12 protein-coding genes are annotated in these 12,595 nt (G+C 72.3%); 9 read left to right on the forward strand and 3 right to left on the reverse strand.

Going from position 1 to position 12,595, the window contains the following annotated elements:
- Window positions 1-258 precede the first annotated feature (258 nt).
- Together PCC79_RS02620 and PCC79_RS02625 are read left to right on the forward strand one after the other, a co-directional pair.
- Complete coding sequence (locus PCC79_RS02620; RefSeq protein WP_342372913.1) at window positions 259-2,445, forward strand: ATP-dependent DNA ligase; 2,187 nt, start codon at window positions 259-261, stop codon at window positions 2,443-2,445.
- A gap of 292 nt (window positions 2,446-2,737) precedes the next feature.
- Window positions 2,738-3,487 carry a phosphoglyceromutase gene (locus PCC79_RS02625; protein ID WP_342372914.1) on the forward strand — a complete coding sequence of 250 codons (750 nt, stop codon included), beginning with the start codon at window positions 2,738-2,740 and terminating at the stop codon, window positions 3,485-3,487.
- Between the two features lie 326 nt (window positions 3,488-3,813).
- On the opposite strand, the gene phoU is transcribed toward PCC79_RS02625, so the two are convergent.
- Window positions 3,814-4,479 carry a phosphate signaling complex protein PhoU gene (phoU, locus tag PCC79_RS02630; RefSeq protein ID WP_232550038.1) on the reverse strand — a complete coding sequence of 222 codons (666 nt, stop codon included), beginning with the start codon at window positions 4,477-4,479 and terminating at the stop codon, window positions 3,814-3,816.
- 199 nt (window positions 4,480-4,678) lie between these two features.
- Here phoU and PCC79_RS02635 point away from each other — a divergent pair, with 199 nt between their 5' ends.
- On the forward strand, window positions 4,679-5,851 hold the full coding sequence (locus PCC79_RS02635) for a HAMP domain-containing sensor histidine kinase (protein WP_342372915.1): 1,173 nt from the start codon (window positions 4,679-4,681) through the stop codon (window positions 5,849-5,851).
- Window positions 5,848-6,525 (forward strand): response regulator transcription factor, encoded by a 678-nt coding sequence (locus PCC79_RS02640; protein WP_232550032.1) that lies wholly within the window; start codon window positions 5,848-5,850, stop codon window positions 6,523-6,525. The genes PCC79_RS02635 and PCC79_RS02640 overlap by 4 nt, the downstream gene beginning before the upstream one ends.
- A 39-nt stretch (window positions 6,526-6,564) precedes the next feature.
- Here PCC79_RS02640 and PCC79_RS02645 read toward each other — a convergent pair whose 3' ends face one another.
- Window positions 6,565-7,161 carry a hypothetical protein gene (locus PCC79_RS02645; protein WP_342372916.1) on the reverse strand — a complete coding sequence of 199 codons (597 nt, stop codon included), beginning with the start codon at window positions 7,159-7,161 and terminating at the stop codon, window positions 6,565-6,567.
- 203 nt (window positions 7,162-7,364) lie between these two features.
- Here PCC79_RS02645 and PCC79_RS02650 point away from each other — a divergent pair, with 203 nt between their 5' ends.
- The 4 genes from PCC79_RS02650 to PCC79_RS02665 are packed head-to-tail and all read left to right on the forward strand — an operon-like array spanning window position 7,365 to window position 9,595.
- The gene (locus PCC79_RS02650) at window positions 7,365-7,850 is read left to right on the forward strand and encodes a CarD family transcriptional regulator (RefSeq protein ID WP_342372917.1); all 486 of its coding nucleotides are present in this window, start codon (window positions 7,365-7,367) and stop codon (window positions 7,848-7,850) included.
- 2 nt (window positions 7,851-7,852) lie between these two features.
- Entirely contained in the window at window positions 7,853-8,572 is a 720-nt protein-coding gene (gene ispD / locus PCC79_RS02655) for a 2-C-methyl-D-erythritol 4-phosphate cytidylyltransferase (protein ID WP_232550029.1), read from the forward strand.
- Window positions 8,572-9,045 (forward strand): 2-C-methyl-D-erythritol 2,4-cyclodiphosphate synthase, encoded by a 474-nt coding sequence (gene ispF / locus PCC79_RS02660; RefSeq protein WP_232550028.1) that lies wholly within the window; start codon window positions 8,572-8,574, stop codon window positions 9,043-9,045. The genes ispD and ispF overlap by 1 nt, the downstream gene beginning before the upstream one ends.
- 10 nt (window positions 9,046-9,055) lie before the next feature.
- Window positions 9,056-9,595 (forward strand): GNAT family protein, encoded by a 540-nt coding sequence (locus PCC79_RS02665; RefSeq protein ID WP_342372918.1) that lies wholly within the window; start codon window positions 9,056-9,058, stop codon window positions 9,593-9,595.
- 15 nt (window positions 9,596-9,610) lie between these two features.
- On the opposite strand, the gene PCC79_RS02670 is transcribed toward PCC79_RS02665, so the two are convergent.
- Window positions 9,611-10,798: a neutral zinc metallopeptidase gene (locus tag PCC79_RS02670; protein WP_342372919.1), complete on the reverse strand. Its 1,188-nt coding sequence runs from the start codon at window positions 10,796-10,798 to the stop codon at window positions 9,611-9,613.
- A gap of 84 nt (window positions 10,799-10,882) precedes the next feature.
- On the opposite strand from PCC79_RS02670, the gene PCC79_RS02675 reads away from it, so the two are divergent.
- Complete coding sequence (locus PCC79_RS02675) at window positions 10,883-12,595, forward strand: DUF2207 family protein (protein ID WP_232550025.1); 1,713 nt, start codon at window positions 10,883-10,885, stop codon at window positions 12,593-12,595.

Consider the following 12,595-nt stretch of genomic DNA (forward strand, 5'->3'; position numbering starts at 1 on the left):
GGAGTCTAGGGCCCGGGGCGGCCGGGGAGAGCGACGAAAAGGCGACACTCGATGCGTGGACGGACGCGCGATTGAGCGTGAACGCGCGAGTGAGCGCGCACTCACTGTCGGCTTTTCGTCGCGCCCCGCCGGGCACGGCACGGAAGCGGTGTCGCCACGGGGCGGGGCACGGTGGTGTGACGTGCGGACGGGGCTCCGGGGAGGGGGGGTTGGGCGGGGTGCCTCGCGGCGATCACCCCGGCCGGGCAGGATGACCCCATGGCTGCAGACGACCAGATCCTCGAGGTGCCCGGACCGGGCGGCGTGCGCACGGTGAAGCTGAGCAGCCCGGGCAAGGAGCTGTGGCCCGCCACGGAGCAGGGCCCGGCTGTCACGAAGCGCGACCTGGCCGGCTACCTGCTGTCCGTCGCCGAGCCGTTCCTCCACCTCAACGGCGACCGGCCGATGACGCTGCAGCGCTTCCCCGAGGGCATCGACGGGGAGGAGTTCTTCAGCAAGCGCCCGCCGCGGGGCGCCCCCTCGTTCCTCCGCACGGTCACCTGCACCTACCCGTCGCGCCGCCGCCACGACCAGCTGGTGTTCGACGAGCCGGCGTCCCTGGCGTGGGCGGCCCAGATGGGCACAATCACGTTCCACCCCTGGCCGGTGCGTACCGCGCACCTCGACCACCCCGATGAGCTGCGCATCGATCTGGACCCCCAACCCGGCCGCGGGTTCGCCGACGCCGTCACCGCGGCGCTGGCCCTGCGGGAGCTCATGGCCGAGGTGGGCCTCACGGCCTTCGCCAAGACCAGCGGCAACCGCGGCGTCCACGTCTATGCGCGCATCGCGCCGACCCACGAGTTCCACGACGTGCGGCACGGCGTCATCGGCATCGCCCGCGAGCTGGAGCGTCGCCTGCCGGAGCTCGTGACGACGAGTTGGTGGAAGGAGGAGCGGGGGGAGAAGGTGTTCGTCGACTTCAACCAGGCCAACCGCGACCGCACCATCGCCGGCGCCTACGCCCCTCGGCCGTTGCCCGGAGCTCCGGTGTCGATGCCGCTCACCTGGGACGCGCTGCCGGACGCCGACCCAGCCGCCTTCACGGTGTGGACCGTCCCCGCGTTGGTGGCCGAGCACGGCTGCGCGTGGGCCGGGATCGACGACCGTGTGGGCGACGTCGCCGCCGCCCTCGCGCTGTGGGACGCCGACGTCGAGCGCGGGCTCGGCGAGCTCAACTTCCCGCCCGACTACCCCAAGATGCCCGGCGAGCCGCCGCGCGTACCGCCGAGCAGGCGCAAGAAGGACCGGGCCGAGGAGGACTACCTCGCCCCCAAGGCCGAACGGGACGCCGAGTGGGGCACGCCCATCACGCCGCCGTACGGGCCGATGCTCGCGAAGCTCGTCAAGGACTTCCCGACCGGCGATGTGCTGTTCGAGCCCAAGTGGGACGGGTTCCGGACGCTGATCTGGCGCTCCGGCGACAACGTGGAGCTGGGGTCGCGCAACAGCAAACCGATGACCCGGTACTTCCCCGAGGTGGTCGAGGCCGTGAAGCAGAACTTCCCCGACCCGTGCTGCATCGACGGCGAGATCATCCTGGTGGACCCGGCCGCCGGCGACCGGCTGAACTTCGACCTGCTCCAGCAGCGCATCCACCCCGCCGCCTCGCGCATCGCCAAGCTCGCCGCCCAGACCCCGGCGTCCTTCGTGGCCTTCGATTTGCTGGCCCTCGGCAGCACGAACTACGCGGAGAAGCCGTTCCGGGAGCGCCGCGCCGCGCTCGAGGAGGTGCTGGCAGGCGTCCGCCCACCCATCCATCTCACCCGCGCCACGAGCGATCGCGAGGAGGCCCGCCGCTGGTTCGAGCAGTTCGAAGGGGCGGGGCTGGACGGCGTCATCGCCAAGCCGATGGGGGAGCCGTACGCCGAGGACAAGCGGGTGATGTGGAAGATCAAGCATGAGCGGACGGCCGACTGCGTGGTCGCCGGTTACCGGCTCTACCGCACCGAGACCGACGCGATCGGTTCCCTCCTGCTGGGCCTGTTCGACGACGTGGGGGAGCTGAACTCCGTCGGCGTCATTGGTGCCTTCCCGATGGAACGGCGCCGCGAGCTCTTCGCCGAACTGCAGCCGCTGGTGACCGACTTCCGCGGCCACCCCTGGGCGTGGGGCGAGCCCGAGGAGACGCGGGAGGACCTGCGCGACCAGTCCTTCCCCCGGACGCCGACCGCCGCGGCCCACTCGCGGTGGAACGCCACGAAGGACCTGTCGTTCACCCCGCTGCGGCCCGAACGCGTCGTCGAGGTGCGCTACGACCACATGGAGGGTGTCCGGTTCCGGCACACCGCGCAGTTCGTGCGGTGGCGGCCGGATCGCGAACCGTCCTCCTGCACGTATGCCCAGTTGGACGAGCCGGTGAGCTACGACCTGGCCGACGTGCTCGGCGGCGCTCCGTCACGCTGACGCGTCGGCGCCACCCACGTGCCTCGGCGTGCGCCACCCTGCCGGAATGCGCGCCACCCTGCCGGACGGCCACGACCCTGCCGTCGCAACGCTGGGGAGGTGCGGTTCGGACAGGGGGGCGGTGGCAAGGGCAGGGGGGCGGCGGCAACGGCAGGGAGGCGGCGACAGGACTAGGGAGGTTGGAGGGCAGGTTCGCGCCCGGACGCGACCCGGATCGGAACTTCCCGCGGCACAGCGCGGGGGATCGCCCGGCACGCCTGCCGCCGGCGGCGTCCGTGGCTAGGCTGGAGCCATGACCTACCAGTTGATCCTGCTGCGCCACGGCGAGAGCGAGTGGAACTCCAAGAACCTGTTCACCGGCTGGGTGGACGTGGACATCAACGAGAAGGGTGTCGGCGAGGCACGCAAGGCCGCCGAGCTGCTCAAGTCGGAGGACCTGCTGCCCGACAAGCTCCACACCTCCTTGCTGCGCCGCGCGATCCACACCGCCTACCTGGCCCTGGACGGCTGCGACCGGCACTGGATCCCCGTCCAGCGCTCCTGGCGGCTCAACGAGCGTCACTACGGCGGCCTGCAGGGCCTGGACAAGGCCGAGACCCTGCAGAAGTTCGGCGAGGAGCAGTTCATGCTCTGGCGCCGCAGCTACGACACCCCGCCGCCCGTGCTCGAGCAGGACGCCGAGTACAGCCAGTACCACGACCCCCGCTACGCCGACGTGCCCGCCGACGAGCGCCCCCAGACCGAGTGCCTCAAGGACGTCGTGGCCCGGATGATCCCCTACTGGGACTCCGACATCAAGGCCGACCTCGCCGACGGCAAGACGGTCCTCGTCACCGCCCACGGCAACTCGCTGCGCGCGCTGGTGAAGCACCTCGACGAGATCAGCGACGACGACATCGCCGGGCTGAACATTCCGACCGGCATCCCGCTGCTCTACGAACTCGACGAGAACTTCAAGCCCGTCACCCCCGGTGGCCGCTACCTTGACCCGGAGGCAGCGAAGGCGTCCATCGAGGCGGTCAAGAACCAGGGCAAGAAGTAGTCCCTGGGGGGCTTCGCCCCCCAGCCCCCCCACCGCTGGTGGCGTGGGGGCTTTGCCCCTAGCCCCCTACCGCTGGTGGCGTGGGGGCTTTGCCCCCAGCCCCCTACCGCTGGTGGCGTGGGGGGTGCGCCCCCCGCCCCCCTACCGCTGGTGGCGTGGGGGGGGCGCCCCCAGCCCCCCTACCGCTGGTGGCGTGGGGGGTGCGCCCCCCAGCCCCCCCTACCGCTGGTGGCGTCGGGGCTGCGCCCCCAGCTGGCGTTGGGGCTTCGCCCCACACACACCGCGGCCGCTCCCTGACGGGAGCGGCCGCGGTGTCCGTGCGTGGGTCAGGCGATGGACCAGTTGTCGCCCTCGGGGTGCAGGCCCGTGACGATGTAGATCACCCGGCTGCCCATGATCACCGCGTGGTCGGCGATGCGCTCGTAGTAGCGGCCCAGCAGGGCGCAGTCGACGGCCGCCTGGACGCCGTGGGCCCACTCGTCGCCCAGCAGCTCGGTGAACTGCATGGTGCGCAGGGTGTCCATCTCCTCGTCGTCGTCGGCCATCTTCTCCGCGTCGAGGATGTTGCGCTCCCGCAGCGTCCGGCCGGCGATCTCGGTCATCTCGGTGGCCAGCACGGCCATGCGCTGGAAGTTCGGCTCGATCGACTCGGGCACGGCGTGCTTGGGGTACCGCATGCGGGCAATCTTCGCGATGTGCGCCGCGAGGTCGCCCATGCGAGCCAGGTCGGCCACCATGCGCAGCGCCGCGACGATCGTGCGGAGCTCGCCGGCCACCGGTGACTGCCGGGCCAGCAGCACGAAGCAACGGTTCTCGACGTCGTCGTGCAGCCGGTCGAGGTCGGCGTCCTCGCTGATCACCTTCTCGGCGGCCGTGAGGTCGGCGTCCAGCAACGCCACGGTGGCGCCGTCCACGGCCGTCTGGACGCGGTTGGTCATGGACACGAGGTCGTCGACGACCTTGCTGAGCGCCTCGTGATAGGTCTCCCGCATGGGACGCGGATCCATCGTTGTCTCCTCCCGGCGGACCGACCACGATCAACGCCGAGCCCAACCCTAGGTTGGCTCGGAAACTCCGGCCCACGCACACATGAACTTATCGTGAACAGCCGGCCGGTTCCCGCCGACCGGCCGTGGCCGGGGGGCGCTTCGCCGCGCGGTCACCCGGGTCGTCGGCCCTATGATCGGCGGCGTGGACCCGCTTCTGACCGCCTGCCTCGGTGCCCTCGTCGGCGCCCTGGGGGGGTGGGTGGCGTCGTGGGTCGTCCGACACCGCGCCGACCCCGAACCCGTCCTTGAGGCGGATCCCGTCGGTGAGCTGCGCGAGGTCGTCGCGGCCCTCGAGTCGGCAGCGGTCGTCGTGGGCAGCGCCGACGACGTCCGCGCCACCAACGAATCCGCCGTCACCGAAGGGGTGGTGATCGGCGACCGGGTGGGCATCCCCGGCCTGCTCGATCTCGTGCGGCAGGTGCGGCGGACGGGGGAGCCAGCCTCGGTGCACCTCGAGGTCCCCCGTGCGGGACGCCCCCCGCGCCCCCTGGCCGCCCGGGTCCTGCCCCTCGGGGACGGGTTGGTGTTCGCCGTCGTCGACGACCGTGCCCCCGGCCTGCGCGTCGAGGAGGCCGCCCGTGACTTCCTGGCGAACTCGACCCATGAGCTCAAGACGCCGATCGGCGCGGTCATGTTGCTGGCCGAAGCCGTCGAACAGGCCGCGGACGACCCGGTCGCCGTGCGCCGCTTCTCGTCACGCATCCAGGCGGAGGCCTCCCGGCTCGGTCAGCTCGTCGCCCAGATCATCCAGCTCTCGCGTCTGCGAGGGGAGCTGCCGAGACGCCCCGATGTCGTCGACGTGGACGGTCTCGTCCGCCAGGCCCTCGACCGGAGCCGCTCGTTCGCCGAGCAGCGGTCCATCACCCTCACGACCGGCGGCGCGTCCGGCCTGCACGTCCTGGGCGACACCGCCCAGCTCGTCACGGCGCTCACCAACCTGGTGCAGAACGGGGTGGCGTACTCCGACCAGCGCGGTCGGGTCGTGGTCACCACCCGTCAGGCGGACGCCGGAGCCGTCGCGATCGCCGTCTCCGACAACGGCATCGGCATCGCCCCGGACGACCTCGAACGCGTCTTCGAGCGGTTCTTCCGCGTGGACTACGCCCGCAGCCGCGAAACCGGCGGCACCGGCCTGGGGCTGTCCATCGTCGCCGAGATCGCCGAGGGCCACCACGGCACGATCGATGTCTGGAGCAAGCCGGGCAGCGGGTCGACGTTCACGCTCACGCTGCCCGCAGCGCCCTCACCTGCCCCCACGCCCCCACCCGCTGCGGCGTCCGCCGCCGGAACGCCCAACCAGGAGGAACACCCATGACCGTGGTCCTGATCGTCGAGGACGAGGAGAGCTACCGCGAGGCCCTGGACTTCATGCTCACCCGCGAGGGGTTCGACGTGGTGACCGCGGCGGACGGCGCGGAGGGGCTCGCCCAGTTCGACCGCCACGGTGCCGACATTGTGCTGCTCGATCTCATGATGCCGGGTCTGTCGGGCACCGAGGTGTGCCGCAGGCTCCGGCAGAAGAGCTCGGTGCCGATCATCATGGTGACGGCGCGGGACGCCGAGATCGACAAGGTCGTCGGGCTCGAGCTGGGGGCCGATGACTATGTCACCAAGCCGTTCAGCCACCGCGAACTGCTCGCCCGCGTGCGGGCCGTCCTGCGGCGGGGCCAGGAGGGCGAGCTGCTGCCCGACGTGATCGAGGCGTCCGGCGTCCGGATGGACGTCGAACGACACGAGGTCTTCGTGGACGGCGAACCCGTGCGGCTCGCGCTGAAGGAGTTCGAGCTGTTGGAGATGCTGTTGCGCAACAGTGGCCGGGTCATGACGCGAGGCCAACTGATCGACCGCATCTGGGGTGCCGACTACGTTGGCGACACCAAGACCCTTGACGTCCACGTCAAACGACTGCGCGGCAAGATCGAGGCGGACCCGGGGCGTCCCGAGATCCTGCTCACCGTGCGCGGGTTGGGCTACAAGTTCAACGGCTGAGCCGCGCGCCGGCCCGGCCGTCGCCCCTGACCGCGACGGTCAGGGGGTGGTGGTGGGCGTGGTCGCCGGCACGGCAGCCGTGGTCGGCGCGGCAGGGCTGGCGATGGGCGTCTGCGTCGCGGTGGTCGGCGGCGCGGTGGGGGAGAGCGGGGCATACATCGCCTGGTCGAACGCCATGACCGGGGCGGTGACGGCGGCCTCCGCGCCGGACTCGAAGGTCAGCACGAACCGCGCCGTCAGCCCGGGGCTCAGATCCTCACCGCTCACCTGCACCTGCTCGCCCTCGGTCGACAACGCCACGAGGCGGTTCGCGGGCAGTTCCACGTCGTCGGCGCCGTACACCTCGAGCGGCGTGCCATCGGTGTCGTCCATGAGCACGGGGGTCACGTTGATGTCGGTCACGCGGTTGTCCACCGAGCTGAGCAGGCTGCCCGAGATGATGCCGCCGCCCTCGCCGTCGGCGACGATGAGGAGGTTGCGCACCAGGACGTCGCCGGCATCGACGTTCACCCCCTGGGCGGGGGTGTAGGGCTGGAGGGTCTGGACGGCGAAACCACATCCGCTGAGCAGCAGAGCGGCGCCGATGCCGGCGAGTGCGACGCGACAGGAACGGCGGGCGGTGGTGCTGCGGGGCATCGTGGCTCCTCGGGACAGGTTCAGACGTCGGCCACAGGATAACCAATCCAGCCCCCCACGTCGCCCCCCGCCACACATGTCGCGCGCCCGGGCATACGCCACGGTGATTTGTCAACCCTCCCAAGTGCCTCTGGCTAGTGTCTTTGATCGGGCTGCGGTCAGATCACCGTGCTACAATCGATCACGGGAAGGGGTCAGCGAATATGACTTTTACTGTCGGCGAAACGGTTGTGTACCCCAATCACGGTGCGGCCGTCATCGAAGACATCGAGACGCGGACGATCAAGGGTGAGGAACGCCTCTACCTCGTTCTGCGCATCGTGGGCCAGAACGACCTCGTCGTCCGGGTGCCAGCGTGCAATCTCGATCTGGTGGGGGTGCGGGACGTCGTGGACGCCGACGGCCTCGAGCGGGTGTTCGGCGTGTTGCGCGCGGCACACGCCGAGGAGCCGACCAACTGGTCGCGGCGCTACAAGGCCAACCTCGAGAAGCTGCACTCCGGCAACGTGATGAAGGTGGCCGAGGTCGTCCGTGACCTGTGGCGCCGCGAGCGGGAGCGTGGCCTCTCCGCCGGAGAGAAGCGCATGCTGGCGAAGGCCCGCCAGATCCTCGTGTCCGAACTCGCGCTGGCCGAGAAGGTCGCCGAGGAACGCGCCGAGGTGCTCCTCGACGAGGTGCTCGCCTCCTGACCATGGGTGAATCGCCGCACACCGCTGCACCGGTCGTCGCCATCGTGGTGGCGGCCGGTTCCGGTTCCCGCCTCGGCGGAGAGCACCCCAAGGCGCTGCGCGAGGTGGCCGGCGTCCCGCTGGTCGCGCGGTCGGTGCACCAGCTCGCCGCCGGCGGCGTGGGCGTGTGCATCGTGGTCGTCGCCGCCGGCACCGAGGACGCCTTCGAGGCCGCCCTCGGGGACGCCCCCGTGCCCTGTGCCATCGTGGCCGGGGGAGCGGAGCGGCAGCACTCGGTCGCCAACGGCCTCGCCCTGCTCGACCTGCACGGGGGGCTGGCCGGCGCCGAGGTCGTGCTCGTGCACGATGCGGCCCGCGCCTTCGTGCCACCCGACGTCGTCGTACGCGTGATCGCCGCGGTGCGCGCGGGGGCGGACGCCGTGGTGCCCGCCCTGCCGGTGGCGGACACGATCCGGGAGGTGACCGACGACGGCCCGTCGGCCCTGGTCGACCGGTCGTCCCTGCGGGCCGTCCAGACGCCGCAGGGGTTTGCGCGGGCCGTGCTGCTGGACGCCCATGAAGCGCTCGAGGAGTCGGGGACCCTGGTCACCGACGACGCGGCGGCCGCGGAGTACCTCGGCCACGAGGTGACCCTCGTGGCCGGGGCGCGGGAGGCGTTCAAGGTCACCGATCCGTTCGACCTCGTGATCGCCGAGGCGCTCGTCGCCCGGGGCCAGCTCTGATGCGGGTCGGCCTCGGCACCGACGTGCACACCCTGAGCGCGGGCGTCCCGATGTGGTGCGCCGGGCTCCACTTCCCGGACGAACCGGCCGGGCTCGCCGGCCACTCCGACGGCGACGTCGCGGCCCACGCCGCCTGCGACGCGCTGCTCTCGGCCGCCGGGCTCGGTGACCTCGGGGCCCAGTACGGCACGGCCGACCCGGCGTGGGCCGGGGCGTCCGGCGTCAGCTTTCTCGCCGAGACCGCCCGCCGGGTGCGGGCGGCGGGGTTCGAGATCGGCAACGTGGCCGTCCAGGTCATCGGCAACCGGCCACGGATGGCCGCGCGTCGGGCCGAGGCCGAGCGGGTGATGACGGACGCGCTGGGCGCCCCGGTCAGCGTGTCGGCCACCACCACCGACGGCCTCGGCCTCACCGGCCGGGGGGAGGGCGTCGCCGCGATCGCGACCGCCCTGGTGCGGGACGCCACCGACTGAGTGGGGGGACATGGCGATCGAGTTGCCCCTGGTCACGCAGCGGCTGACGCTGCGCGCGTTCCGGCCCGACGACGCCGGCCCGCTGCTGGCCGTCTACGACGACCCGGATCTTGCCCGCTACCTGCTCGACGAACCGTGGACGCCCGATGTCGCCCGTGAGCGGGTCAACCAGCGCCTGGGCCAGACGGGGCTGGACACCGAGTCCCGCACGCTCTGCGTCGCCGTGGAACACGGCCCCACCCTGATCGGTGACGTGACCTGCTGGCTCAACGACGCGACGGGCCGCCGCGCCGAGATCAGCTGGGTGCTGGCCACCGCATCGTCCGGCCACGGCTACGCGGCCGAGGCCACCACGGCGGTGCTGGACGCCGTGTTCGCGGCGGGGATCCACCGGGTGGAGGCCCAGATGGACGCCCGGAACGAGGCGTCCGCCGCGCTGGCCGAGCGGCTCGGCATGACCCGCGAGGCGCACCTGCGCCAGAACTGGTGGATCAAGGGCGAGTGGACCGACACCCTCGTCTACGGGCTGCTCGCCGACGATCGCGCCTGAGGCGTCCCGCCCGGCTCAGCGCACCTCGGTGGCGTCGGCGACGAAGCTGTTGCAGACCGCGAGGTCGGCGCTGCCGAGCCCACGGTTGAACCAGTCCTGCCGGGCAGCTCCGGTGCCGTGCCCGCCGTCGATGTTCGGCTGGCCGCTCAGCACGTCGTCGCCCAGGTTGTGGGCAAGCGCGCCGAGCCCGGCCAGCTCGGCCGAGCCCATCTGTTGGCTCTGCGCGACCGACGAGACGTACAGCCCGGCCAGGCAGTCGGCCTGCACCTCGGTGCGGCGGGAGAGTTCGAGCGCCGCCGACTCCGAGCGGGCCTGCTGCTCGAGCATCTTCTCCGAGACGAGCACGGCCGTCCGTGCCTGCACGGCGTGGCCGAACTCGTGCGCGATGATCATCTCCGCGGCGTACGGCGTGCCGGACACCTCGGCCGGGAAGGACTGCAGCAGGGGTTGGGCGTAGTAGATGCGCTGGTCACCGGTGCAGTAAGCGGCGTTGACCTCCCCGAAGTCGCCGCAGGCGGTGCGGATCGGGCGGTCGTAGACGGTCACCGGCGGGCGGGGCATGGTGAAGTCCGCGGCCTCCACCGGGGCGGCGAACACCCGCATCAGGCAGCCCATCTGGTCGTTCAGGTGGTCCTCCATGGCCGCGCGCCCGGCCGTCCGCATGTCTAGGTCGGTCATCGGACAGTTGGTGGGTGTGGGCACGCTCTGGTCGTAGACCGGGTTGGCCGTCACGAGCGACTCGGCGGCGTTCAAATTGCGCGGGCCCGGCACCGGCGGGGGGTTGAGGTCGGCCGCCGGCGGGCTGTAGCTCTCGTTCTCATAGCCCCCCACACCGCCGCTCGGGGTGGACGCGGAGCCCGAGCTGCCCGGCGAGGAGGGCTGTGCCGGCTGGACGAAGTCACGCAGCCCGGAGGACACGGTGGTGAACCCCCAGAACAGCAACACCAGCGTCAGCAGCGAACCCAGGCCGCCTCGGCGCCGGCGACGTGGGGGACGCCGCGGGGGCGCGGGCCAGCCGGGGGGCGCGCCGAACGGCACCCGCTGCACCTGCCGCGGCACCGGGCGCTGGCTCGGCCACGGCGCCTGGGCGGGCCAGGCCGCCTGCGGCCACGGCGCCGCCGGGCGGCCGGAGCCGCTGGGCGCGTACTGGGGCGTCTGCCAGCTCGGCTGTCGGCCCGACGGCCCGGATGGGTACTGACTCACGGCCCCAGCCTAACCAACGCGCCGAGGCGCCGGGCCGCGGCCCCGGCCGCAGAAATGTCGGGGTGGTGCTGTAGTTTCTCTGACGTGAGAAGCCTGCGTCCCCGCCGCCTCGTCGCGTCGCTGCCCCGCGTGACCGCGCGGCTGGCGGCCACGGTGCTCGCCGCCACGGTGCTCAGCGTGCTGGCCGTCGCGCCGCCCGCGCAGGCGGCGACGGTGGTGGAGTCCTACGAGGTCGCCGCCACGGTCGAGCCCGACGGCGCGCTGCGCGTCGAGGCGACGATCACCCCGGACGCCGCCCCGGGCGACCTGGTGCAGCGCTTCGCGACCACCCTGGCCGTTCCGGATCGCCGGGCCTACCACTTCACGGTGACCGACATCGCGGTGACGACGGCCGACGGTGCCGACGCCGGCGCCACGGTCACGCAGGAGGCGGGAGCGACGGTGGTGACGATCCCCAACCCCACCGCGCCGATCCGCCTCGGCTACACCGTGCGCGGGGCCGCCTTCGCCACGCAGGACACGACGACGGTGTCCTGGCGGCTCCTCCAGGGCCTGAACGTCGGCGTGACCTCCTTCGACGCGACCGTGGCCGCCCCGGGCCCGTTCGTGATGGTCGACTGCGCGGCCGGGCCGCCCGCCAACCCCGGGGCGTGTGGCTGGTACAGCGGCGGCACCCACGACCAGCAGGTGCCGGCCTTCCACGACGGTCCGCGCGGCCCGGGTGAGGTCGTGCAGACGGTCGTCCGGTACCCCGCCGCGGTCGTCGCCCCGAACGAGGATCTCGAGACGCTGTGGTCGCTCGACCGGGCCTTCTCGACGCGCCCCCTGCCGCTCGCGCTGGCCATCGGCCTGGGGCTGCTGGGGTTCGCCGCACTGTGGCTCGTGCACCGTCATCTGGGGCAGGACGCGGGTGGTGCGGACGCCGCCCCCCGCCCCGTCGCGACCTTCCGGCCCGTGGGGGAGGGGCAGAGCGCCTTCACGGTCGAGGAGCAGATTCGGCCCGGCCACGTCGGCACGGTGGTGGACGAGCGCGTCGACCCGGTGGACGTGGCGGCCACGGTGGTCGACCTCGCGGTGCGCGGTGCCCTGCTCATCCGCGAGCTGCCGCGGCCCACGCCGTTCGCCCGGACGGACTGGGAGTTCGTGCCGCGGGGCGGTGTGGCCGAGCTGCGGCCGTTCGAGCAGCGGATCCTGGCGGCCGTGACGCCGGGTGGACGGGTGGGACTGCTCTCCGAGGTGGGGCACGAGGTGGCCGGAGCCCTGGGCGACGTCCAGTCCGCCCTGTACGACGACGTCGTCGAGCGTGGCTGGTTCGTCCAGCGCCCGGACGAGACCCGGACCCTCTGGACGACGGGCAGCCGCATCGCCCTCGTCGTCGCCGTGCTCCTGACGGTCGTGCTCGTCGCCTTCACATCGTTCGGCCTGCTGGGTCTGGTGCTCATCGCGCTCAGCCTGGGTGCGGGCATCCTCGGTCAGGAGATGCCGGCCCGCACCGCGGAGGGCTCCTCGGTGCTGGCGGGGCTGGGGGTGCTCCGCGGGCAGCTGCTGACCCAGCCCACCCACGAGATGCCCCACGGCCACGAGGTCGATGAGCTGAGCGAGGTGCTGCCGTTCGCCATGGTGCTGGGCGGCACCGAGCGCTGGCTCGACGGTCTGGTGGCCACCGACATCGACGACGCCACCGACGAGGTCGACCTCGCCTGGTACCACGGCCCGCAGGGGTGGCAGCTCGCCGACCTGCCGGATTCCCTGCGCAACTTCGTCACGACCCTGGAGGGCACGCTCGTCGAGCGCTGA

The sequence above is a fragment of the Propioniciclava soli genome (assembly GCF_038502305.1).
Classification (GTDB): domain Bacteria; phylum Actinomycetota; class Actinomycetes; order Propionibacteriales; family Propionibacteriaceae; genus Propioniciclava; species Propioniciclava soli.